The sequence below is a fragment of the Chitinophaga flava genome (genome assembly GCF_003308995.1).
Classification (GTDB): domain Bacteria; phylum Bacteroidota; class Bacteroidia; order Chitinophagales; family Chitinophagaceae; genus Chitinophaga; species Chitinophaga flava.
Map to the genome: position 1 here is coordinate 1,227,277 of NZ_QFFJ01000002.1, position 24,501 is coordinate 1,251,777.

Consider the following 24,501-nt stretch of genomic DNA (forward strand, 5'->3'; position numbering starts at 1 on the left):
TGATTTTTAATATCCGAATGAAATTCCTTTCAGTTGCATGGCTCCGTCGGTTACTACCTGGTCGCCGGCTTTAATGCCGCCGAATACTACCATGCGGTCGTTTACCTGTACACCGGTGAGTACTTCCCTGCGTTCGAAGGTGCTATCGTTTTTACGTACAAAGACATAGTTTTTGCCCTGAACAGTGATTACGGATGTACGGGGAACAGACAGGGTATTGCCTTCGCTGACGCCGAATTTAACAGTGGCAAACATGCCGGGCCGCAGCTTATGTTGTATGTCAGATACGGTGATTCTTAATTTCACCATGCGGGTGATGTTGTCTACTACTTCGCCTATTTTTTCGATCACGCCGGAGAAGGTTTCACCAGGGTAGGAGTTGAGCTGCAGTTTACAGGTGCTGCCTTCTTTTACTTTGGTGATCTGGTTTTCGGGCATTTCACAGATGATCCATGTTTTGTCTGGTTTGGCTGTTACGAGTGACTGTGGGTCGAAGCCGGCCAGCTTGAGTTTGGATTCATGTTCTATGATGGATGTTTTTTCGTTGGCGAGGTCTGTTTCCGCGATGGCCATTTCGGTTTGAGCGGAGATGAGGTCTGTTTTGGCATCAGACACATCTTTGCCGGTGCCGGCGCCATGTTCTGCGAGATCTTTAAAGCGGTCCAGTTCTATTTGTTTCTGGGCGGCGATCGCTTTTTTCTGGCGGATGATATTACCTTTTTCGCGGATGTTGATGATATGTTGCAACAGCTCTGTGTAACTGGCGGTGAGGTCCGGATTGTCGAACAGCACGATATTCTGGGAGGTGTTTCCGTTTGACTTTACCACGGTGGCGGCTACACGAGCCGGTGCCATCAGTTCTGCGTTAAGATCGCTCTGGGTGGCTTCCATGGTTTTGAAGAAGTGAAGGGTAAGGCTGTCGGGAGGAAGTTTGATAGTCCGTCCGCTGTCTTCCACAACGGTTTTGCTGGGGGCAGCAGCTGTTTTCTTTTCCTGGTGTGCTCCGCAAGACATGGCCAACCATGCAATGCTTGCTATTGATAAGCCCAAGGCAGTTTTTGTCATCTGATAAATTATAGTTGATTAATCAATCCGGTTACCTGTAGTAGCTGCAGGTAGCTTTTACGATAGTTGTACAATGCGTCGTAATACATTTTCTGGGTTTCGAACCAGGTCCGTTGTGCTTCCAGGAAATCTATGATGGTAGTGCCGCCTTTCGTATAGGCGTACTTTACAGATTGCAGGATTGTTTCTGCCTGTGGCAGGATGCTTTTGTATTTGTCTACGGTTTCCCTGTTGACCTGATAAGTATGCCAGGTGGCCTGTACTTCGGTGCTTACCTGTTTTTGCAGGGCGGACAATGACTGTTCAGACTGTTGCAGTACTATTTTGGATTTCCGGATCTCGCCCTGGTTGCGGCTGAATACCGGCAGGTCGATGGTGGCGAAAACACCGAAATAGGGAATGGTGTTCTGCGGGTTGTAGATAAATCCCAGCTCCGGCGTTGGTTTGGCCAGGGCTTTTTGCAGGGATATATTGCTTTTTGCAGCGCTGATGGTGGCCTGAGCCTGTTGTACATCGGGACGCTGTACCAGCGAAAGACTTACGAGGCTGTCCAGTTCCTGCGTCATCTCCAGGGATATAACAGGGTCCCGTTCGTCGATGGCGATGCTGTCGGCTTGGCCGGTGAGCAGTTGCAGGTTTTGCAGTTCATTACGATAGCTCTGGGCTGCGTTGTTGTATTGCAGCTGGTACTGTTGCAGGAGGAGCTGTGTACGTGCCAGCTCACTGCTGCTGATCACCTGGTTTCTCAGGCGTATTTCCTGGGTTTTTACCAGGCTGTCAATGTTCACTTTTGCTTCGCGGATCAGTTGCAGGTTGACTTTATTATACCATACATCCAGCCATTTGTTGCCTGTTTCGGTGAGGATGTTCCTTTCCACGTCGGCGAAGGTTTTTTCAGCGACGGTTACATTACCGGTTGCGAACTGTTGTTTCAGTCTCCGCTGACCCGATAATTGAAACTGTTTGGTCAGCTGCCACCAGGTTTGCCGGTTTTCTTTATCGTAAAACCGGGTGTTGGGAGCAAAGTTCCGCGAGTTCATCAGCTGAAGGGTCTGGTTGTTCAACACCGGATTAGGTCTTAACCCCGCAGTAATGACATCGCTCTGCGCGATAGCAGTATTCAGACTGGCAGGTTTAAGAAAAGGGTTGTTGGTTCTGGCGGCATGAAGCGCTCCTGGCAAGGTTAAAGTAGTCTGGGCCCTTGACATAAAGGGGATGCCCATCGTACAAGAAATAATCAGATAAATGGCTCTACGCATTCCTGTTAGTGCTGTTTGCTATGGATAATACTAATTTTTGCGTTTATTGTTCAATGGCTGTCAAATAACATCACTGACAAGGGATAAATCACACGGCCCTGGCGTCAAATCGGGGGCCAAGATAGTGAATATTTGAAGATGTAAAGGGAAGGGAAGAATAAAATAATATAGGGGGAAATGGGTTTTCAATTTAGCAGAACAGGTGATGAAAAGAGAATCTGACTCTGTTTTTCATAAGCTCTTCTCCAATATAGGCAGCCTCATTAAATATCGGTTTATTCGCAACATATTCTATAAAATTAATTGATTCCTGGGTCGAAGTTCTGGAAATACTTGTTGATAAAATCTCTTGATCGTAATCTTTTCTATCACTTTTCTCTGGTATACCCTTTAGGGTATAGAGTGGTTGTTATTTAAATTGATTATACCCTTTAGGGTATAAATTTCCATTGAATTTAGTATATTTATACCCTAAAGGGTATAATTAGAATGACTGTTTTATCCGAGTTAATTAAAAGTAAGCGAAAACAACATGGCCTGACACAACAAGACCTAGCCCTTAAATCGGGATTAGGCTTAAGATTGATACGGGAAATAGAACAAGGAAAAACGACCATGAGAATGGATAAAGTAAATCAGCTATTATCCTTGTTTGGAATGGAGCTTATTCCGGGGCCTAAAACATATCACCATGAGTAAGAAAGGAAAAGTTTATTACGGTGAACGGCTGGCAGGCATTGTCGCTGAAACAGATGAAGGGTATACTTTTGTCTACGATCCGGATTACCTGAGAAGCAAGGATGCTATGCCTGTTAGCCTGACAATGCCTTTAACAGATGGCATGTATTTAAGTAAAGTATTGTTTGCCTTTTTTGATGGACTAATACCGGAAGGCTGGCTGTTGGACATTGCAACAAAGCATTGGAAACTAAGGCCCAATGACCGTTTTGAGCTCTTATTGCAAACATGCAAAGATGCAATAGGGGCAGTTAGTATAATTCCTGATGATAATAATTTATACGATGGCTAATTGTTGGTTTTGTTATAAAGATGCAGGTAGCAATCAATATCATACCAGATGCTGTGAGAATTTTTTTGGTGAAAAAAAAATGCCGGAGCTAATACTGGATAAACAATTGCTTAAACAGCTGGCTGAAAAAACAATTAATAAGAGAATTGCTGTTACAGGGGTACAGCCTAAATTATCTGTTACGCTGGAGCATATAAACGGGAGTAATCAGGATTCAAGATTGACCATTGTGGGATTATGGGGAGACTATATCCTGAAACCACAGCATCCGGGATATCATATGATGCCTGAAAATGAAGACCTGACAATGCATCTGGCTACCTTATTCAAAATACAGGTATGTCAACATACCTTGCTAAAAGCAAGTGATGGTAGTATGGTTTATCTGGCGAAAAGACTTGACAGAGAAAACGGTAAGAAAATTCACATGGAGGACTTTTGTCAGCTATCGGAATTTCTGACTGAAAACAAGTACAAGGGCTCCTATGAGAAAATCGGAAAGCTGATAACAAAGTATTGTACTAACAAAGGGCTTGATTTACTTAATTATTTTGAACTGGTATTATTTTCCTATCTCACAGGAAATAATGATATGCATCTGAAAAACTTTTCAGTATTACATCGCGGAAAAGAAGTATTGCTTAGTCCGGCCTATGATTTATTGAATGTAAATCTTGTTAATCCTGCAGATGATGAAGACCTGGCATTAACGCTGAATGCCAAAAAGAAAAGACTAAAATTGTCAGATATTATTGCATTTGCGGATAGTCTGAATATCCCCGAAAAAGTCCGGCAGAATACATTTGTAAAATTTATGTCGATCAACGATAAGGTTGAATCACTGATCGATGCATCCTTTTTGGATGAGGATAGTAAGAACAGCTACAAATTAATGTGGCATCAAAAGCAACGTATTTTTGATAAGTAAAACGCTCTTTTTCCCGCAATACACTAAAATCATTAGGGCACTGGTAGATACCAGTGCCCGTTTTAATGTGCGTCTTTTTCATAGATCAGTTTCATACCTCTGAGGTTTACTAGTCCATGCAGGAAAATGGTGTTCATCTCATGGTAGATCCTGTTGACAAGACACCTCTCTATATGCCTATGTTCTGTTACTATTTGCATTGGTGTAAAGTAAATCTTCTCCATCAGTGACTGGTCGAGGTTGCGGCGGTACAGCCCTTCCTGCAATCCTCTGCAGACATTCAGCCGGATGAAAGAGGCGATTGTTTCTTCCCTGAGCTGCTCCAGCTTTTCCCAGATGTTGCTGTAATGATTGCAGATATCGATAAAAAAGATGGGCTGAATGATTTCCACCATTTTTTCCGCAGCCCTGAAAAAGTTACTGATCTCTGTGATGGCGTTGGGAGACAGGTGCCTGTTGAAAGAAAGGTACCGCTCTGTTTTTTCCAGCCATTTCGTGATGATATGGCAAACCAGTTTTTCTTTACTGTCGAAATGTTCGTAAAAGCTTTGGGTAGGCAGCTGGCAGAACCGGGTGATCTCATCTACGCTGGTAGCCCTGATACCTTTGTGGGTAAAGAGGATGATGCTGCCATGAACGAGCTGGTGCCATTCTTCTTTCATACAACAATTGTTTTAAGGAATTATTTCAATGCTCCGATCGCTTTCTGATATGCCGCTTCATTGATCTTATATTCAACCTTACTGTCTATGATACTGCTATAGGCCTGTTGCCATATGGTTTGTGCTTCCAGTACGTCCTTTCCGGTGATGGTACCTGCTTTGAGGCGGTCGTTGGCGAGTTTGAGGTTCTCGGTGGCCTGTTCCAGCGACAGCCGGGAGGTCTGGATTTTTTTGACGGACTGGTTAAGGGCCAGGTATGCCTGCTGTACTTCGAGGCCCACCAGCTCTTTGGTGTTTTCCAGTTCCTGCTGACGGGCAGCTATTTTAAAGGACTGCTCCTTCACCTTGTTGGCTTTTTTACCCCAGTCGAAGATGGGGACGCTGATGCTGGCCAGTCCGTACCAGGAGCCCATGAAGTCTTTGCCATTGCTGATATTGACGCCTTTACCACCGGTAGCCAGGCCTGCTGCGCTGACACCGATAGTGGGCAGGAAATCAGCCTTCAGCATTTTTTTCTGTAGCTGTTCTACTTCCAGCACCTGATTCAGCAAGCGGATTTCAGGTCTGCTTTCTGCAGCAGCTGTTAGTTCCTGTGCAGCCACTTCGTTGAAGTTTCCACTAACGGAGTCGACTATATTAAAATCTGTCTGGCCGGGTATGCCTGTCACCTGCGCCAGGGCCAGTTTGGCCATCACGAGGCCATCGTTGGCCTGAGTAAGTTTCAGGGCGGCGTCGTTGAGGTTCACTTCTACGCGCAGCAGGTCGTTTTTATAGATCAGGCCTGCATCGTAAGCGTTTTTAAGTTCCTGCTGCAGTCCTTGCAACATCTCCTGATATTTTTTAGCCAGGATGATTTTTTCTTTTACCTGTACTACCTGCCAGTATGCTCTGTTAACATTCAGCAATACTTCCGCGGTGGTCAGTGCTTTTTGTTCCTGCTGGATATTGACACCTTTGGCGGCGGCTGCTTTGCCGAGCTGTATTTTACCACCGGCATAAATCGGTTGGGTAACGGAAACGATTGCACTGCCGAAGTATTCAGGGATGGCGCCATTCAGTGCGCCACCAATGGGTTTGCCCAGGTAGGCGCCCATCACAGAACCATCGATGGCGGGATAGGCGTTGGCTGCAGCGGATTTAACAGCTGCATTGGCCGCATCTATCTGGTATTGTGCGGCCCTGATTTTTTTGTTTTGTTCTATGGCCATCCGCTGGCAGTCTTCTACTGTCAGCACAGGAGCCTGCGCAAAAGTATGATGAGCGGCCAGTGCAGCTGCCAGGGTGAATATTAATCTGAAATTCATGGTTGTCTTTTTAGGGCAGGTGGCAACCAGTGCCACCTGCGGATCTGATAAATCAATGGGCCGGTTTGTACATGATCTCGGCGTCGGCGTCGGGCGCTACTACGGGTTCCGGAGCAGGACGTACAAACAGATAATAAAGCACTGGTACTACAAAGAGGGTGAGTATCATGGATACAATCAGCCCTGATGCCAGTACGCTGCCCAGCGGTGCCCATAACGGCGACTTACCAACGATCATCGGCACCACACCGATGGCAGCTGCGGCCGATGTCAGGAATATTGGCCGCATACGGCGTTTGGCTGCACTCAGCGCGGCGGCTTTTATTGTATAGTGGTGGTCTCTTACCAGCTCATCTGCATAGTCTACCAGGATGATACCATTACGTACCACAATACCAATCAGACTGATGATACCCATGAAAGCGGTCATGCCCATCGGGTTGCCGGTGATATACAGGCCCAGGAAGGCGCCCAGCAGACTAAGCGGGAACGTGGCCAGGATGATCAGTGTTTTACCAAAAGTTTTGAACTGGAACAACAGCGTGAGCAGAATCAGAATAAGACTGGTGCCCAGCGCCTTGCCCATACCGGGAGCATTCTCTCCGGATGATTCGGCATCACCGCCATATTGTATGCTGATACCGGCAGGGAGCTGCAGCTTTTCGATCTGCGGCTGCGCTTTTTTCAATATCTCGGAAGCCATAATACCTTTCTGTGCTTCGGATAATACCGTGAGGGTACGGATACCATTACGGTGGGCGATCACGCCGGTATGCCAGGAAGGTGTCAGCGCTGCTACTTCTTTTAAAGGCACTTTACCACCGTATATGCTGTTGAGGTGAAGATGGCCCAGGTCGTTAAAATCCTTGCGGTTATTGGCTTCCATACGCAGGAAGATGTCCACCGGTTTGTCGCCTTCCCATATCTGTGATACGGCAAAACCTTTAAGGCCGGCGCCGATCGTTTGGGTGATCAGCTGGTTGGGTACACCCAGTCTGGCAGCAGCGTCTTCTTTTACCTGAAGATTGATGCCCAGGTAATCATCTTCATAGTCGGATCTTACCCAGTTGGTACCTGCTGTATTGCGAAGGATCTCTTTTACCTGCTCAGCCACTTTTTTCTGATCGCTCAGGTTCTCACCAATTACCCGGACGGCCAGCGGAGAACCTTCCTGCATACTCAACTGACGCAGACGTACATAACCGTTGGGCACAAAACCTTCGAACTTAGGCAGGTACTCTTTTACCAGTTCGTTGGTAGCGTCGCTGCCGGAGGTGGTGATAAATACCTGCGCGAAGTTCCTTCTCGGCATCTCCGGTGCATAGGTGACATTAAAACGGGGGGAGCTGGAACCTACAAAACTGGCAATGCCGGTCACACGTTTATCTTTCTGCAACTCCTTTTCTACTAGCTTTACCACCCGTTCTGTTTCTTCGAGGGATGTGCCATTGGCCATCCATATTTCTGCATTAAACTGTTTGCTTTCGCTCAGCGGGAAAAATTCCTGCTTCACCTTACCTGCCAATACGATGGCCAGTACTACTGCACCTACCGCGATACCCACTGTAGCACGGGGATAACGGAAGGCCAGCTCCACGCCTTTGTTGAAGGTGTCCTGCAGGAGGTCCAGCAGGCTTTTACGTTTTCTGGTGGTACTGACTTTATGTTTGAGTCCTTTTTTGATGAACACATAACAGGTATAGGGTGTAAGCAGCAATGCTACTGCCATAGAGGTGATCAGCGCTACGGCGATGGTTATCGGCAGGGCCGCGATGAAATCTTTGGAGATACCATTCATAAAGAGGGCCAGCGGTGCGAAGGCGAAAATGATGGCCAGCGTAGCCGTGAAGATAGGCAGGGAAAGCTGTTTAGCGGCCTGCCAGGCTGCCGTCCACGGTGTGATACCCTCATCCAGTTTTTCGATGTAGTTGTCCACCACCACGATCGCATTGTCTACTACCATGCCCAGCACAATGATCAACGCTGCAAGCGTTACCTGATGCAGTTCTATACCCATGATGTTGATCAGCCCGAAGGTGATCAGGATGGAGATAGGCGCTGCCAGCGATGACACGGCGGCAACCCGGAAGGGCAGCAGGAGCATCACCACAATGATTACGGAAGCAATAGCTAGTCCAAACTCTTTCATAAAGTGACGAATACTCTCATCTACTACTTCCGGCTGGTTAACAATTGTCTTGATTTTAATGTCTTCCGGGAAATCATGCCGGAGCGCTTCCAGCCTGTTTTCCACAAGATGACCGAATTGTACGATGTTGTTGCCGGGCTGCATTTCAATCGCCAGCATCATCACCTTGTCATCACCTATACGGATAAACGAAGATGGTTCTTCATACCGGCGTTCTATACGTGCTACATCGCGGAGCCTCACCACAGTTCCCTGCGGGGTGGTATAGATGATCTGTGCGCCCAGGTCTTCCGCAGTTTTGTACCGGCTGTTGGTAAATACCGGGAAGGTATTGGAGCTGATGGTCATCTCACCGGAATAACCCGTGATATTCTGCACCTGCAGGGTACGGATAATAGTAGACAGGTCAAAACCATACTGCTGCATCTTCTGATCGTCGATTGTTACGTATAGTTGTTGCTTCTGGCCACCGGACCGGTTTATTTTGGATACTTCCGGAATGGTTTTGAGCCCGTCTTCTATTTTATCCAGGTATTTTTCTATCTCGCCATAACTGCGTTGTGCGGAGGATACGGTGATGATTTGTGCGGTCACATCTCCGAAGTTGCTGTTCACCACAGGGCCTATCACGCCTTGTGGAAGTATCTGCGGCGCGGCGCTGTTGAGGCCGTGTTGCAGGGTGCTCCAGAATTTCTTCCGGTCTTTAACGGAGGTATGTAACTCTACTGTAATGAAAACCTGCCCGTCTTTTGTTTGGGATTTGGTTTTCTCTTTATTTACTTCTTCGAAGGAAAACAGGTACTGTTCTATTTTGTTGGTCACCTGTTTCTCCATTTGTATTTCATCGGCGCCGGGGTAAAAAGCATATACCATGGCCACCGGCATGTCTATCTTCGGGTTTTCCGACCTGGGCATGTTCAGGAGGGAATACAGTCCTAGCAGGAGTAACAGCACCACCACTACGATGGTCACCTGTTTGTACTGCATGGCTGCTTCTATGAAACTGATTTTTCTCTTTTTCATTCTTCCGGATTGTCACACTGATTAATTGTTGTTACAGGCTGATGGAGGCGCCGTCTTTGAGGTTGGAAAGGCCGGTGGTGATCACCTGTTCGCCGCCTTGCAGTCCTGTTGTTACCACCACTTCATTTTTGCCGGTAAGGGCTCCTACAGTGATGCGTTTGCGGATGGCTTTATGTTGTGCGTCGGCGATAAATACATAAGTGATATCATCTGCATCTCTTACCACGGCAGTAGCGGGTACCGTAAGGCTGCTCATGCTTTTACCGGTGTTGATGCTGATGTTGGCCAGCATGCCGGGCAACAGGATCCCATTGCTGTTGGGGATTTTTATTTTGATGTTATAAGTCCTCGATACAGCATCGGCCTGAGGGTTGATGATGGTGATTTTACCACTCACGCTGTCCTGCAGCGTAGGGATGTATACGTTAGCGATCGTACCCTGTTTGAAGGAACCCACTTCACTTTCCGGTATGGCTGCTTTGGCATACACCATGTCTGTTTTTACGATGGTAAAAGCAGGTACGCCGGGAGCTGCGGCACTGCCTCTTTCTATTTTTCTGGCAGCGATGATGCCGGAGATAGGGGAGTAGAGCTTGCTGTCGGCAATATGTTTGGCGCTGATCTGTTTGTTTGCCTTAGCTTGTGCGACTTTGGTCCGGATATCAATATAATCTTTGGCAGGCAGACTGCCTTTCTGATAAAGTTCGTTTAGCCGGTTGTACATGTCTTCTGCCTGTTCCAGGCCAGCAGTGGCTATTGCGAGCGCATTACTGTATTCGGTTGCATCGATGGCTGCCAGCAGCTGTCCTTGTTTTACGGTCTGACCTTCTTCTGCCAGAATACTGTTCACCACACCCGGCACTGCAAAGCCAATATCAGCGGTATTGTCCGGCTCTATGGTACCGGAGTAGCTGAATTCCCGGGGGATATCACTGGTACTGACTTTAAATACGTTCACTTTAACCGGTGCCTGCTGCTCCTGTTGTACTGCCTTGTTGCCGCAACCTGCCAGCATTGCTGCCATGATGAAGAAAGAAACTGGTTTGTACGTCATCGACATAAACTGATTTTATTACTATGATTGAATACGGGAATTTTTTCCCTGGCAAAATTACTGGCGGTATGGCCGCAGGAAAAGGTTGATAAATCGGGGAATCTGGTCAGAAAGTCGGTTTGTTGTGGTATTATTACGGTAAAGACTATACGAAAATTAGGCCCGAGCAGGAATGCTCAGGCCTGTTTTTTAAAACCTACAACTGTTACACTGTTAGTAACAAGAAATTTTCAGGGGAAAACGATCAGTGCCCCAGCGTCCTGAAGGCACGCGGCGAATAACCGGTATGTCGTTTGAAAAATTTGCCAAAGAAAGACTGATCACTGAAGTGCAGGGTTTCTGCTATCTCTGCAATACTGAGTCTCGGATTGTCGAGCAACAATTTGGCTTCCAGCACTACATAATCGTCGATGATTTCGCCGGCATTTTTGCCGGTGATCTCTTTAACAGTTTCTGTCAGGTATTTGGCGGTTACAAACAGTTGCTCTGCATACTGTTTTAAATTGCGCTGATGTCTGAACTGTACCTGTACCAGATTGGTGAAACTGATCACCAGGCTTTCTTTTCTGGAGATATTCGGGTTTTTCAGCTGTGTGTACCGATAACTCAGTGCGGCCAGTTCGTACAGGAACAGCAGAAAGGTATGCTGCAGTTTTTCCCGCGCAAAGGGTAGTTGTTGTTTCAGTTCTTCCATGCGGGCCTCCAGGTGCCGGAAATGTGTCCGCAGGATGTTGGCATCGGTAACGGAAAGTTTCCAGTGAGGGGAATATTTGGAAGTGAAATAATCATACAGCTCCATTTTGTTGGCCGGTAAACCTATTTCCACCAGGAAGTCGAGTGTGAAGTTAAGGCCGGAGCCTATACATCCCTCTCCCGTACTAATGGACTTTTTCATGGTATGAGGAGCAATCAGCAGCAGATCGTTGGGTTCCAGTGTGTATACTTCCCGGTCCAGAGAGCCTTTCATTGTCCCTTGATGGATCAGCAGGATACTGGTGAAGTCTGACCTGAAATTAAATTCTATTTTGTTGTAATCCGACATTTTTACGTCAGTGGTTACATAGAGTCCAATGCCCAGTACATCATCAAATCCATTGCTGCGCATGAATTCAGCCTGTTTGATAATCGCTCTGTGCTCTTTCCTGTGTGCCATACGTTAATCGGGTTGCTGTTTCTCCGGACGATGCGAAGTTCTGCCGATCTGTTTTGTTATCAAAGGTTAATAAGTCGGTAATGTTGGTCAGAAAGTCGGTTAGGTCCGGGCCAAAAAAATCGCTCCTGCAATCTACTTTAAAAAAGATTACAGGAGCGTATGGGGAAAGGGGGAGATCTTTTAGTTTTGTACGAGTTCCTCAGGAGCGTCCATCGGAAAAGTCAGTACTTTATTGGTGTTCACGTATTTCATCAGATCTATCACATGCGGAGTTCTGTTGTAGAACGTATGAAAATAAAACCGTTTGTTTTTCAGGTCGCTTGCACTGGTCCATAGTGTATATTCATTGTTTCTTGGTAGGGAAGCGTTTCTGATCACTCCTTTGGGGATATCAAAAGAATTAAGAATATGAAAAGCCTGGGTAACAGCCTCGTAAGCGTTGAGGCTAGGCTCCATGCTTTGTGTATAGGCTACCGCACGGATAAAACGGGAAGGAGCGGTAAAATCACCTGGTAGTCCCATCAATCCGCTGCTGTTGCCCATATTTTGGCCGTCTCCTGTCATCTTCACAAGCGATGCATTGGTTGGTTTCAGATTTACGTAGTTACGCAGATTGGTCATATGCCAGTCGAAAGTGGGGGAATTGGTCAGTACACCCAACGGGTTATTATAGGTATAGAGTTTACCGCCTACACATTCGATTACCAGCGATTTACCTTGGGCATCATGCACCTTGTAATGTAGTGGGAAAGGAATACCCCCGTTGATATATAAGGGGATGCCTTTGTTGATCAGGATACCGCTGTCCACCGCTTTTTTTACTTCATCTACGGTTGTAAAACTGGATAACAGCCAGGCAGATACGTCGGTTGCACTGATGGACTTACCTATTTTTTTTGCCGGAACATCCATGTAACCGGCATAACCTGTGAAGTAGAACAACCCTACTGACAGTCCTTTTTCGTTCATGCCTTCGGCAAGAGCATCTTTACCGAGGGCATTGATGCCTACCATGGCGTATTTTGTTTTCCAGGACAATCCTTTATTGCCACCATCGGGGCTTACTGCATTAAAAGGGTAGTTGCGGGGGAAAATAATGACCTGTGATTCCAGGTCAACAGAATATTCCATGGTGCGGGCGCATACAAAGGCACCGTCTCCGGCTTTCAGAAAAATTCCGGTACAGGCATTAACGTGAGAACAAAATAATACCTGTGTCAGGAATAGTAAGGTTAGGGGGATAATGAATCTGATCTTCATAAAAAGAAGTTGTGGGGTGATAAAAACTGAAATAAAAACAAGGATTAACAAGGTTTGTTTAAAAGATTTCAGCGCCGGATAAATCTGAAAATTATGTAAGGATTTCCTGTAAATTATATAACGATTTTTTCAAATTGCTGTTTACTTTTGGCGCCATGCGAACGAAACCCGGCGGCTGCCGGCGTTGATGCTGACTATTTTTATCAACCTGTATTTTATGGCGAAAAGCAAACACTATTACATCCGGAAGTCACACCGTTACCTGGGGCTGTTGCTGGGCATACAATTCCTGTTCTGGACCATCGGCGGACTGTATTTCAGCTGGAGCAATATGGACGATGTACATGGTGACTTCCAGAAAAAAGCGGAGCCGCTGCTGTCGGGCAACCTGCAGCTGGTATCCCCTTCCGTGGCGCTGGATAATATCCGGAAGATCCACCAGGCCGACTCCTTTGCGGCCGTGCAACTGATACAGATCCTGGGAAAACCGGTATATCAGGTGAAGGGCCGGCATATGGTGCATGAACATGAAGGACATACCAACAGGGCTGCCTACACTACCTACCTGGCTGATGCCACCACCGGTCAGCTCCGGCCGGCATTAAGCCGGGAAGAAGCCATCGCAGTGGCCAGCAGCCGGTTTAACGGAACACCTGCAGTTAAATCTGTGGAGTATCTGACATCCACCCACAGCCACCACGAATACAGGGAAAGCCCGCTGCCGGCATATGCTGTTACTTTTGAACATCCCTCCGCCACCACCGTATACGTAGCCACCGACCTGGGTACCGTGCAGAAATTCCGTAATAACAAATGGAGGGCCTTCGACTTCCTGTGGATGCTCCATACCATGGACTATCAGGGAAGGGATAATTTCGGTAACCTCCTGCTGCGTGCTTTTTCTATACTGGGACTGATAACTGTTGTATCCGGATTCCTGTTATGGGGTATCAGCACCAGCCTTTTTAAGAAAAGGAAAAAAATAGCTAAAAGAGCACTGGTATAAGCTAAAACGAAAAAGGCTGCTTCCTGTTGTGGAAGCAGCCTTTGCAAAGACAGTTTAATTTATTTCAAATCTGCGGTCATATTAAAAGAGAGTACGCTTTTAAATGAGTAGGAGCCATCTGACGCGGTTACATTGACGTTACAGAGTGTGGCGATCAATTTACCATCAACCACATTCACAATGAGTTTGGTGTAGTCTCTTACTCCCCATAACAGATTACGCGCTACCAGCCGGATACCTACGTCGTTGATGAATTCCGGAGAGTATTTAACGGTATAGATGCCGGAAACCGGCACCCTGCGGAAAGTAAGTGTCAGATCTGCCCCACTGGCATTGCCGGTAAAACTGTATTGTTTATCATAGCTGACGAAATAGAATGAGAATTTCCCCAATCCATCTAACGTAATGGTATTGGGTTGAGTGCTACAAGGCGCCTCTATGTTGTTGATAACAATGGAGTCGGAGGAAACGGTATAAATACAACCCTCTGTAGTGGCTACGTCTACCGTATAAACGCCTGCAGCGTCGCCCGTTACGTTTGGAATACTGACTTGTTGCCCGTTGGCTGCAAATTTATTGGGTCCATACCAATAGCAGGCGCTGATATCGTCTACGCCCGAAACGGACAATTGTAGCTCTTCGCCGGCTTTCAGACCCTGGTTGAAGGTGATTTTCGGATTGGCCTGCTGGTTGCATGGATTTTTTTTGACACAACCCATTAGCCATAAAGCCGGGATGATAAATAGTATAAGGTGGTATCTCATGTTTTATTGGTTGTTAATGGTTGAATCTGCCGCCGAAGATGAATCCGGCGGTTATCTGCAGGTAAGCGTTGCTGGAAATATTATTGCCTTTGATACCCGGACGGATGCCCAGTTCAAGATTGTACCGGATACCGAAATGATTGTTCATTCCCATAACACTGTAACCAAGACGTGCACCTGCTCTGCTCAGCGGCGTAGGAGAGAGATCAAGCCGCTGCGGCATATGAATGCCTTGTTCATAGAGGCTTTGATAGAAGATCATATCTTCTACCTTTAATACAGGTGCATATAACATATCGATGTAAAGATCATGCTGGGTTTTTTCTTCACTTCTACCTTTATAGGTTTCATCTTTAAAGGCCACCTTCAGATCGGTAAAGGTACTGAGCCCAATACCCACGGCTGCGATACCGGAATGTAACATCGCTGTGGAGCTGGACAAATTGCGTGATAGTTCTTCCACTTGCCCGTCTACGTGGTATTGATAGGGAGGAGTGCTGGTGACGAAAGAAGACATCTGCGTACCGCTGTTGTCGGGATCCATCACCCGGTTGTCCAGCTGGAAGCCAGTCCTCAGTGTGATACCTTTTAGTTTACGGGCTTTTATCCTACCACCCACGGTGGCTGTACTGCCTCCAATCTTTGTAGTACCGGCAACAACATGATAACTGCTTTGTTTTTCCCAGGAAGTCAGCAGCAGTTTGGTGCGTAATTCCAGTCTGTTGGCTTTGCGGTAACTGGCAGGAAGGCCCCAGCTTTGATTGGGTCCGGGTTTACCTTTATTACCACTTTTGTCGCCCATATTGTCCAGAAAGGCATAGTTGTAATCCAGACTGGCCCCGAAAAGGCTTCTGTAAGTATAAAAGACGCCGATGCCGGAACCGATGTTCAGGTTAGGTCCTATATCAACATTGGCGAGATGCAGACTGATACCGGACAGGCCTGAGGCTGCCGGCTCGTTTCTGAGCAGTTCATACAGAATGGTGTCCTGGTAATATTTTTTGGGAGATACCGGTGTATTGGTAGCACTGGTAATTACCGGGGCAGGAGTAGCGGTGGAATCCTTTACCGGCGGAATATAACAGTTGGCGTTATATGCATCCACAGATTGATGCAAGTACTCTTTGCTTTTCCTCGTTTTGGCCCAGGCTGTGAAAGTGGCCACAGTAGCCACTCCGGCGCCAATACCGAAACGTACCATAAAGGGTGAGCCGGATTTGCCTTCTCCTGCAGAGGCGATAAGGCCGCTGAACGCGGTCACCACACCAACTACACAGCCTGAAATCATGATAGCCGTGCCAGCTCTCTGCTGTTTGTGCATCTTATTAATCAGGTCCTGTGCCTGGGGACACCTGGAATAATAATCCATCAACAGCTTTCCTTTTCGGTCTATTTCTACCGGTTTTTTGTCGTTGATTCGTACAAAAGGCACATCCACTATATTCGTATACGTTGAGCCGTTAGACCTCCGTCCGGTATATTCTACGGTTTTGTATACCAGTTCCAGTTTGGTGCTGTTGGGCTTTTTCTTAGGAACCGTAATAATACGCGGGTTCTTTTTTTGTGAGCTGTCTGTTTGTGCTAATGTTGAGATGGCATGCATGACCATGCTACAGAGTAACAGATACTTCCAGAAGCGAAGCATTGCAGGTAAATGTTTAGGTTAGGGATAAAAAGCTGCAAATATATAGTTAAATTTCATGTGTTATTGCTTTATATTTAATTTGGATAAGTTCTTTGTACAGTATCTATTCCAATAAATAACAGGATGAACAATGAAAAATGTATTATTAACCATCGCAATTTCTCTTGCGGCGTTAACCCTTTCCGGGCAAACACCTGCCTATCAACAGCCCTTCAATCAGGACACCGCATGGCAGACATGCCCGGGTGTGAGCGGTACCGCTCTTAACCTCGGCAGCAGCGTGGCAGTGCGAAAGCCGGTAATGTTGCCGGCTGTATTACAACAATATGAAGGCTCCTATACGGTGCAATGTTGGACCAAAGCGGCAGCAGACAACGAAAGTTATGTCCTGCTTTCCACCACTACATCTGATGATCCTAAGCAGACCGGCTGGAAAATAGGTGTACAGGCCAATGGCGCCTGGTATTGGGAAATCAGGAACGGTAACACGGGCTACACTTACTATCCCACGCCACAGCGGCAAAGTGTCCGTGATGGCAGATGGCATCAGTTGACCTATAGTTTTGATGCCGCTAAACAGGAGGCCGCCTTTTATCTGGATGGCCGGCAAATGGCGATTTATCATATACCGGGCATCCCTGCGGCTAATTCTCCGGGGCCGCTTTATGCGGGCGGCATTCCAGGTGGTGACATCGCTGAGTGGAATACCTTTAATGGCGCACTGGACGAACTGTTGATATACAAAACCGTGCTTTCTCCGCAACAGGTCCGGAGTTCCTATGCGCGCTATTTCACTCCACAGCCGGAGATGACATTACAACCAGGAAAACAGCTCACCGTTATGAACTACAACATCTGGCATGGCGGCAATGAAACCGGTAAAGGCACAGGACCACAACGGATAACGGATATCATCCGCCAGTCGGGGGCAGATATTGTATCCATGCAGGAAACCTATGGCTCCGGAGAAAAAATTGCAGACGCGCTGGGTTATTATTTTTATCTGCGTAGCAATAACCTCAGTATCATGAGCCGTTTCCCCATCGGAGAAACGTTGGATGGTGATAGACCTTTCTTTAACGGTGGCGCCTATATCCGTTTAAATCAACAGCAAAAAATCGCTTTTATCACCAACTGGCTCAGTTACCCATTCGACTACTGGGATATGCTGGAGAAAAACCAGCCTCTTAACATAGACACCCTGGTGGCTGGCATGGAAAAACACAATGCCGCCCAGCTGAAAGCCACACTAAAGGTGATCAGACCCTATATCGATAATGCTGAAACAGTGCCGGTCATTTTCTGCGGAGATCTTAACAGTGGTTCCCATCTGGACTGGGTAGAGAGTACCCGTTCTCTCAATCATGGTTATGTGGTCCCTTTCCCGCAAAGCCGGCTTATGCTCGAAGCTGGTTTCACTGACAGCTACAGAAAGATACACCCCGACCCGCTGAAAGACAGAGGCATTACCTGGAGCCCGCAGTTCCCGCAAGCCTTTAAAGATCGCATTGATTATATTTATTATAAAGGAAAACTACGTCCGGTAAAATCATTCACCATTACCAGCCATCCGGTTCGGTATCCCTCGGATCATGCTGCGTTGGTGACCGTTTTTAGTGTGGAATAGTTTAAACTAAAAAACCTTATCAGGAGCATTAATATTACGCCTGATAAGGTTTTTAGGAAGGAGCAGTCAGGTTTAAGCCCTGGCTGCTTTTTGTTTTTTTACTATCAGATAACAGAGATACAGGAAGATGACCCAGCAAGGGATCAGTTCTACCGGGAGTTTCATGCCTGTCATCCACATCAGCACCAGGATGCCTATCAGGAATATGAGGCAGATATAGTTGGAAAGAGGATAGATAAAAGAAGGGAATTTTGTTTTTACCTGTTCCGCTTTTTTATGCTTTTTGAATTTAAGGTGCACTACACTGATCATCAGCCAATTGATGATCAGGGTTGAAACAACCAGCGACATCAGCACTTCCAGGGCTTTTTCAGGGATCAGTTTATTGATCACGATGCAGATGGCTGCAAATAATCCGGATACCAGGATAGCCTTTACAGGCACATGATTTTTATTGAGCTGTGATAAAAACGCGGGTGCGTTGCCTTGTTCTGCAAGGCCGTATAACATACGGCTGTTGCTGTACACGCAGCTGTTGTATACAGATAGTGCAGCAGTGAGCACAATCAGGTTGAGCACATTGGCGATCAGGCTGGTGAAATAGATGGTTTTGCCGAAAAGGCTGAACTGGAAGCCTTTCAGGCTTTCAAATACCATCACAAAAGGACTGCTGTCTGTGGTAATGTTTTTCCAGGGAGACAGGGAGAAGAGGATGATGAGGGCACCTACGTAAAAGATCAGGATGCGGTATATTACCTGGTTGGTAGCCTTGGGAATGGTCTTTTCCGGTTTATCTGCTTCTGCAGCGGTAATACCGATCAGTTCCAGCCCACCGAAGGAGAACATGATCATGGCAATGGCTGCAAACAGGCCCTGGAAATTGCCTTGCGCATCTTTGTCCAGCAGCCCTTTAGGGAAGAAACCACCATCATTCCAGAGGTTTTGTACGCTGGCCTGCGGGCCGCCGCTGCCACTTACCAGCAGGTAGATACCGAATACAATCATGGAGATGATAGCTGCCACCTTAACGATAGAGAACCAGAATTCTGCTTCTCCATAAACCTTTACAGAGCTGAGGTTCAGCGCATTGATAGCAATAAAAAAGAACAAGCTGGTCGTCCATAGCGGAATTTCGGGCCACCAGAAATGTACATATACACCAATAGCTGTTAACTCAGACATGCTTACCAGGATATACAATATCCAGTAATTCCAGCCGGAGGCAAAGCCAGCGAAGGTGCCCCAGTATTTATAGGCAAAGTGGCTGAAACTGCCGGACACTGGTTCTTCTACTACCATCTCGCCCAGTTGGCGCATGATAAAGAAAGCAATCACACCAGCCATAGCATAACCTAAAATAACAGAAGGTCCTGCCAGTACAGCTGCGGAGCCAATGCCCAGAAACAGGCCGGTACCAATAGCACCACCCAGGGCAATCAGCTGAATATGTCTGTTTTGTAGTCCTCTTTTGAGCTTTTGCTCAGTTGGTTGTTCTTTTGTCTTTGTCAGTTCCAAGGTAAAAACGGTGGGTAAGGTTGCAAGATGTAGTAATTTCTTCAAAAATGTAAACTTCTGCTAATTTAACCCCTGAAAAAATAGCATTTAACGGGGATTTTTTCAGCCTGTCAATCAAGACAGCAACAGGGCTTCATCCCAGGGCAGTGGCCCGGGTTGGATATGTGACAACAGGGAGAGGCCTATGCCACTGCTGCCATCCAGCAGGTCCCAGCAGTATTCCCACTGTTTGTCTATTCCTTCCCAACCACGGATGCCGTGAATATGTGGCTCTTCGGAGAAAAGCACTTTCTCCAGTGTATTGTTATGCCAATGTTCTGCTGCTGCGTAAAAAGCGGGTTCCTGGGTAGCATACCAGAACTTACGGTAGAAGGCAGCGACGCCTGCGGAGCCATGACAGAGACAGGCATCCACAATACCGGCGGTAGCATCAGTGTTTCTGTTGAGGGAATAACGCATCACGTCCAGCGCCTGCTGTTTCCATTGATCTTCCTGGAGGTAATGTCCGCAGTGCCATAAGGCCAGCGCCACATTAAAATCGCCGTAACACCACGACAGCCGGCTAAACGGCTGTTGTCCGTCTAGGATACCGGGAAAGAGGGCATGCGGAACTTCCGGCCGGCGCTCGTTCTGATGGTTCCACATAAAAGAGATACATTCTGTTATCAGCTGTTTGCAGGTGTTGGAGGCAATATCTGCTTGATACATCTTTCCCAGCAGGATCAATAAACTGCAGGTGCCATGTGCCAGGCTGAAAGTATCCACACCAGTTTCCACCGGTGTTTCAAACATTACAAAAACCGGCAGACTACGGCCTTTATCTGTCATCCGGCTTGCGGTGAGCAGGGTGTCTGCAAATTTTTCCAGGTGTGCACGAACGGCTTTCTGCTGATGATAAGCCAGCAGGTAATGACAGATGCCGGCACTTCCATGCAGCAGATCAAAGTTGTGCTGGGAGAGATGCTGATCACTTTCGCGGATAGCGTTGGCGATAAAGTCTGATGCGAGCCATTCAATATCTATATCAATAAACTGGTGATGGTGAAGATGATGTAATAACCAGAACACGCCGGTAGGGCCGCTGCAGTAGGAGTAGTCTGCCGTTGGTTGCGGTTGTAACGTATTGTATAGTGTTTGCAGCCATTTCACGGCATGCTGTTCACGATTGTCAATATATCGTTCGTAATAAAACAGATAAAACAGTGCGCCCCAGGGACCTTTAAACAAACTTTCGGCATAATAGGGGTCATAGGCCTTTGTTTCCAGCAGCCGTAGATTATCGTTGTAGATACGGGCCAGCACAGCGTGGGTTGTCATATGTTCGGACTTAAAACAGATATGGCAGGACATGGCCTGCCATATCACTTTAGTGGAAAAAACAGATCAGTTGTAACAGCCTGCGATGGTAATTCCCTGCTGGCAGCAAGGGTAACAACGTAAAGGGGAAGCCGTGGAGAGCGCAGTGTGAAAAGGAGCACTAACAGCCTGAGGTGCCTGTACTACGTCTGTATTGGCACTGGTCATTACGGCAACGGTTTGTTTTTGCAGGAAGAGTTTTTTGTCGAGGGCAAGTTTTTGTGATTGCATACAATTATAGTTTTTGGGTTCTGAAAGCTGAGGGAATAATTACAGGGACTATCGATTGATTCTTGGTGTTTAACAAATATAAGCATATTAATGCTGCGCTATTCGGCAAAAGCATACATGGAAAGTTGCTGCAGTTTGGAATGCTTTGTGCTTATGACTTCTACGTCAAACCGTTTTTTATGAACCGCTTATTGAGTATTATCACTCCCTTGTTATTATCTGTTACTGTACTGGCCCAAAACAAGGCAGACGTTATTGTGAAAAACAACGAAGAGGGGCCGGGCGAAAAATCCGACACCCGGTTGCCAGCGCCTGCAGCTGCTGGCTCCCAGCGTAAAGTGGCTATATTGCCATTTACGGTCACCCAAAACGGACATCTCCTTCCGGAAGAAACCGGCATGCAGGTGCAGAATGAATGTTATGCCATCCTGAGAGAACATGCCGGTAAGTATACCATTATGGAGCCCCGGCAAACCATTGTACTGCTCAATAAAGCAGGCATCACCCAGGCTGATATGATGAAGTACGGCATGGACGAAATCTGCAGGATACTGGGTGTAGCCTATGTCATAGATGGAATGGTGTCCATACACCAAACTACTGAAACCATTTCCAGATCATCATCTCCAGGCACCGGCGTCAATACCGGCACCAGCACGAGTTCTGTTATGTATTCCCAGGATTATCAAACCTCGCTCGATCTGAAAATATACAATGACCAAGGCGTTGCTGTGTATAGCAAAAACAGAGAGTCTCTCGGGGATACTGTAGACTCCCACAAACCTACTTTAGCGTATGTATTAAAACGCAGCCCTTTGTATTCCCGTTGATAAAATCAACGGCTGGTGATCTTCCGGATGAAGTCTGTTTCCTCCTTATCAAACGGGGTACCGTCTGTCCGGAAGATATCATGGTACCAGATTGCAGGTTCGGGTTCTCCACCTTTATTTCCCTGGGGGTAGTTGGTCTGGCTTTTGCCGGCTACCAGCCCCCAGTTGATGGCTCCTACGTTGGCTGCTTTCATCATGGGCAGATGGGTAGCGAAAGTGCTGTTGTTGGGCCGTTTCATATATTCAGAGCAGATCAGCGGTCTGTTGTAAGTCAGGAGTGTATCGATAGCTTCCCGCATGGAGGCGCTGTCCCGGTAATTATGAAAAGTGATGATGTCTGAGTTCTCTAGCTGGTATTGGTTGAAGTCTGTGAATTCCTTGTTCCAGATACCGATGGTAATAGGCTGCTTTGGTGCTTCTGCTCTGGCCCAGGCTACTACATTTTTCAGCAGGGGCCAGCTTTTGGCGCCATGTTTAAAATGCCCCGGTTCATTATACAAATCCCAGATAGCTACCCGGTCATCATCTTTAAAAGTCCGGATGATATCCTTTACATAAATACTCAGTGTATCCATGAGGGTACTGTCGCGGTCGATCAGACCACCCGGGTCTTTCAGCCATCCGCTGTTATGTACGCCGGGAATGGGCTGTGGCTGAGGGCCCGCCTGGTAACTATCTCTCCAGCAGTCATCAAAAAAAACGAACATGGTTTTGATCTGATGTTTTTGTGCCAGGTCAAGGTATTGTTGTAATCTTTTTTTGAAACCTGCTCTGTCTTGCTGCCACGCTACGTGATGTAGATAAACACGCATGATGTTAAAACCGGTGGCCTGTGCATAACCCAGCTCCCGGTCAATAGTCTGTGGATCGAAGGTAGCTTCCTGCCACATTTCCAGCTGGTTGACGGCGCTAGAAGGGATAAAGTTGGCCCCTCTGAGCCATCCCTGCTGCTGATACCAGGCATTGGCCTTTTCAGCTGACCAGGCAGCCTGGCCGTAAACGTGGCCGGACAATATAAACATAAGCGCAATAAACAGGATAGGATACCTCATGACAAGTTGTTTGTTGTTAACGGCGTCAAATATCCAATATCCTTTCTATTTGGCAATGTTAATTCATGTGAGCTGTAGCTCCTGTTTAAGTTTATCGAGCAATACCCCAATGAATACCAGGCAGATGATCATCGCAAATACCTGGTAGCGGAAAACAATAGGAGAAGCCAGGATACTGAATCCTGCATTTACCAGTAAGGTGGCCAGCACCAGCCAGAGCGCCTTTTTAGTGGAAATGTTTGCCTCTTTGTATGCCTTGGATATCAGCCACCGGATAATGATCCATATGAACAGCAGGTTCAGCAACCCGAAGAGGATGGGGAAGAAAAACAAAAGTCCCTTTTGCCCATTGAGCGAAACGGCAGATAGTTTTTTGGAAGAATAATTAAACCAAAAGATCGCTACTGGTGCTGCTTCGTCGGTCCCCAGGTTGTATTCTGTTAACTTTTCGAGTGGTGGGATAAAATAGTTGAAAGTATTGGGAAGCAGGAAGTAGCGGGCGAAGTAAAAAGGATGCTGCCGTATCATATAACTTCCATATTCTGCATATATGGGCGATACAGAGCCCCAGGACTGTATGCCGCCTGTGCTGTCAGTTTTGGTACCATACTGTTTTGCCATATAATGTTTCAGCGGCGCATTGGGATGTTTGAGGTAAACAGCTCCATCGATAGGGGATACGGGCATTGTATGGGCGGCTACACGCGTGAAGAAATAGACTACCTCCTGATGGAATGCCTTACAATCGGCAGGAGGTTCGGGAAATTCTTTCAGGTGTGGGAACATATACAGGGCATTGTTGGCCATCTGCCATCCACCAAAAACAGAAAACTGGCGAGTGCCGGTAATCTTCCTGGATTCTTCACTGGTAAAATTGACAAAGGAATAAATCAATACCAGCGGTAATATGATGCCCAGTATTTTATAATATATTTTCTGGCTGGACAATACTAATGCCAGCGCTGTTATTAAAGGATAATACATTGCATTGTAACGCACTGTAAATGCGATAGCGATGATCACCGTATGTGCCAGTATCAGCCAAAGCGTGGGCCGGTATATCAGCCAGAGTAGTTGGGTAAACCAGATCAGACTCAGCGCCAGAAACAATCCGTCACTGGAAATATAATTACAGATATACAGAATCAGCGGATTAAATACCAGTACATAAAATACCACCTTCCTGACTTGTTCGCTCATTTGGAAAAGATAACCTGCAGTAAAAAACAGGTAAAGGGCGGAGCATTGTGCCAGCAGATATTGAAAAGCCACCAATGCTGTATCGGAATGACTGATGTGATGAAACAGCCGCAGGAAATAGGTGTAACCAATAGGCCACAGGTTTACCTTCATCTTAGTAATGGCTGCATAGAGATAGCTATAGGAATCAGAGAAATAGTCACCAAAAGGATACAGAATTTTAAAAATAACCAGCTGCAGGATAAGTCCCGCTGCTGCTATTTTAAGATAACGCCGGTTATCAGCTTCCTTCATTATATATTGACGGAAGGTTTGAGGGGAAGAAGGCATAGCAACAATATTTACTTTTAATATTAAGCAATACCACTGCTTTTATTTTGTCAGTTTT

The 24,501-nt window shown here is 46.7% G+C and carries 21 protein-coding genes; 6 read left to right on the plus strand and 15 right to left on the minus strand.

From position 1 onward, the window contains the following. Positions 1 to 6: 6 nt before the first annotated feature. Both DF182_RS21330 and DF182_RS21335 read right to left on the minus strand, forming a co-directional pair. On the minus strand, positions 7 to 1,065 hold the full coding sequence (locus tag DF182_RS21330; RefSeq protein ID WP_113617830.1) for an efflux RND transporter periplasmic adaptor subunit: 1,059 nt from the start codon (positions 1,063 to 1,065) through the stop codon (positions 7 to 9). An 8-nt stretch (positions 1,066 to 1,073) separates the two neighbouring features. Next, positions 1,074 to 2,324, minus strand: coding sequence for a TolC family protein (locus DF182_RS21335; RefSeq protein WP_113617831.1), 1,251 nt, complete (start codon positions 2,322 to 2,324; stop codon positions 1,074 to 1,076). A 489-nt stretch (positions 2,325 to 2,813) separates the two neighbouring features. On the opposite strand from DF182_RS21335, the gene DF182_RS32885 reads away from it, so the two are divergent. Genes DF182_RS32885 through DF182_RS21350 form a run of 3 tightly spaced genes read left to right on the plus strand, consistent with a single transcriptional unit; the run spans position 2,814 to position 4,282 of the window. Then, positions 2,814 to 3,023: a helix-turn-helix transcriptional regulator gene (locus DF182_RS32885; protein WP_113617832.1), complete on the plus strand. Its 210-nt coding sequence runs from the start codon at positions 2,814 to 2,816 to the stop codon at positions 3,021 to 3,023. Next, entirely contained in the window at positions 3,016 to 3,354 is a 339-nt protein-coding gene (locus tag DF182_RS21345; protein WP_113617833.1) for a HipA N-terminal domain-containing protein, read from the plus strand. The genes DF182_RS32885 and DF182_RS21345 overlap by 8 nt, the downstream gene beginning before the upstream one ends. Beyond that, on the plus strand, positions 3,329 to 4,282 hold the full coding sequence (locus DF182_RS21350) for a HipA domain-containing protein (protein WP_245957507.1): 954 nt from the start codon (positions 3,329 to 3,331) through the stop codon (positions 4,280 to 4,282). Before DF182_RS21345 ends, DF182_RS21350 begins: the two co-directional genes overlap by 26 nt. A 62-nt stretch (positions 4,283 to 4,344) precedes the next feature. Here the strand turns inward: DF182_RS21350 and DF182_RS21355 are convergent, their stop codons facing one another. The 6 genes from DF182_RS21355 to DF182_RS21380 form a co-directional block, all read right to left on the minus strand. After that, positions 4,345 to 4,944, minus strand: a complete 600-nt coding sequence (locus DF182_RS21355; protein WP_113617835.1) for a TetR/AcrR family transcriptional regulator — start codon at positions 4,942 to 4,944, stop codon at positions 4,345 to 4,347. Positions 4,945 to 4,964: 20 nt separating this feature from the next. Beyond that, the gene (locus DF182_RS21360) at positions 4,965 to 6,248 is read right to left on the minus strand and encodes a TolC family protein (protein WP_113617836.1); all 1,284 of its coding nucleotides are present in this window, start codon (positions 6,246 to 6,248) and stop codon (positions 4,965 to 4,967) included. A 52-nt stretch (positions 6,249 to 6,300) separates the two neighbouring features. After that, complete coding sequence (locus tag DF182_RS21365) at positions 6,301 to 9,420, minus strand: efflux RND transporter permease subunit (RefSeq protein WP_211327178.1); 3,120 nt, start codon at positions 9,418 to 9,420, stop codon at positions 6,301 to 6,303. A gap of 31 nt (positions 9,421 to 9,451) precedes the next feature. Next, complete coding sequence (locus DF182_RS21370; protein ID WP_161964208.1) at positions 9,452 to 10,474, minus strand: efflux RND transporter periplasmic adaptor subunit; 1,023 nt, start codon at positions 10,472 to 10,474, stop codon at positions 9,452 to 9,454. Positions 10,475 to 10,718: 244 nt separating this feature from the next. Further along, positions 10,719 to 11,627 (minus strand): AraC family transcriptional regulator, encoded by a 909-nt coding sequence (locus tag DF182_RS21375; protein ID WP_113617838.1) that lies wholly within the window; start codon positions 11,625 to 11,627, stop codon positions 10,719 to 10,721. A 180-nt stretch (positions 11,628 to 11,807) separates the two neighbouring features. Further along, a complete protein-coding gene (locus DF182_RS21380; protein WP_113617839.1) occupies positions 11,808 to 12,887 on the minus strand; it encodes a linear amide C-N hydrolase in 1,080 nt (359 codons plus the stop codon). A gap of 217 nt (positions 12,888 to 13,104) precedes the next feature. Here DF182_RS21380 and DF182_RS21385 point away from each other — a divergent pair, with 217 nt between their 5' ends. Further along, complete coding sequence (locus DF182_RS21385; protein WP_113619677.1) at positions 13,105 to 13,893, plus strand: PepSY domain-containing protein; 789 nt, start codon at positions 13,105 to 13,107, stop codon at positions 13,891 to 13,893. A gap of 59 nt (positions 13,894 to 13,952) precedes the next feature. Here the strand turns inward: DF182_RS21385 and DF182_RS21390 are convergent, their stop codons facing one another. Together DF182_RS21390 and DF182_RS21395 are read right to left on the minus strand one after the other, a co-directional pair. Continuing rightward, positions 13,953 to 14,657 carry a hypothetical protein gene (locus tag DF182_RS21390; RefSeq protein ID WP_113617840.1) on the minus strand — a complete coding sequence of 235 codons (705 nt, stop codon included), beginning with the start codon at positions 14,655 to 14,657 and terminating at the stop codon, positions 13,953 to 13,955. A gap of 13 nt (positions 14,658 to 14,670) precedes the next feature. Then, positions 14,671 to 16,302, minus strand: coding sequence for a hypothetical protein (locus DF182_RS21395; protein ID WP_113617841.1), 1,632 nt, complete (start codon positions 16,300 to 16,302; stop codon positions 14,671 to 14,673). A gap of 130 nt (positions 16,303 to 16,432) precedes the next feature. Here DF182_RS21395 and DF182_RS21400 point away from each other — a divergent pair, with 130 nt between their 5' ends. Continuing rightward, positions 16,433 to 17,929, plus strand: coding sequence for a LamG-like jellyroll fold domain-containing protein (locus DF182_RS21400; protein ID WP_113617842.1), 1,497 nt, complete (start codon positions 16,433 to 16,435; stop codon positions 17,927 to 17,929). 72 nt (positions 17,930 to 18,001) lie between these two features. Here the strand turns inward: DF182_RS21400 and DF182_RS21405 are convergent, their stop codons facing one another. The 3 genes from DF182_RS21405 to DF182_RS21415 form a co-directional block, all read right to left on the minus strand. Continuing rightward, entirely contained in the window at positions 18,002 to 19,489 is a 1,488-nt protein-coding gene (locus DF182_RS21405; RefSeq protein WP_211327179.1) for an amino acid permease, read from the minus strand. A gap of 69 nt (positions 19,490 to 19,558) precedes the next feature. Beyond that, entirely contained in the window at positions 19,559 to 20,761 is a 1,203-nt protein-coding gene (locus tag DF182_RS21410; protein WP_161964209.1) for a lanthionine synthetase LanC family protein, read from the minus strand. A 66-nt stretch (positions 20,762 to 20,827) separates the two neighbouring features. Next, positions 20,828 to 21,031, minus strand: a complete 204-nt coding sequence (locus DF182_RS21415; RefSeq protein WP_113617844.1) for a hypothetical protein — start codon at positions 21,029 to 21,031, stop codon at positions 20,828 to 20,830. Between the two features lie 179 nt (positions 21,032 to 21,210). Between DF182_RS21415 and DF182_RS21420 the strand changes: the two genes are divergently transcribed. Beyond that, entirely contained in the window at positions 21,211 to 21,861 is a 651-nt protein-coding gene (locus DF182_RS21420; protein WP_147243499.1) for a hypothetical protein, read from the plus strand. Between the two features lie 5 nt (positions 21,862 to 21,866). Here the strand turns inward: DF182_RS21420 and DF182_RS21425 are convergent, their stop codons facing one another. Both DF182_RS21425 and DF182_RS21430 read right to left on the minus strand, forming a co-directional pair. Next, entirely contained in the window at positions 21,867 to 22,913 is a 1,047-nt protein-coding gene (locus DF182_RS21425; RefSeq protein ID WP_113617846.1) for a glycoside hydrolase 5 family protein, read from the minus strand. Between the two features lie 63 nt (positions 22,914 to 22,976). Then, on the minus strand, positions 22,977 to 24,443 hold the full coding sequence (locus tag DF182_RS21430) for a hypothetical protein (protein ID WP_113617847.1): 1,467 nt from the start codon (positions 24,441 to 24,443) through the stop codon (positions 22,977 to 22,979). Between the last annotated feature and the right edge of the window lie 58 nt (positions 24,444 to 24,501).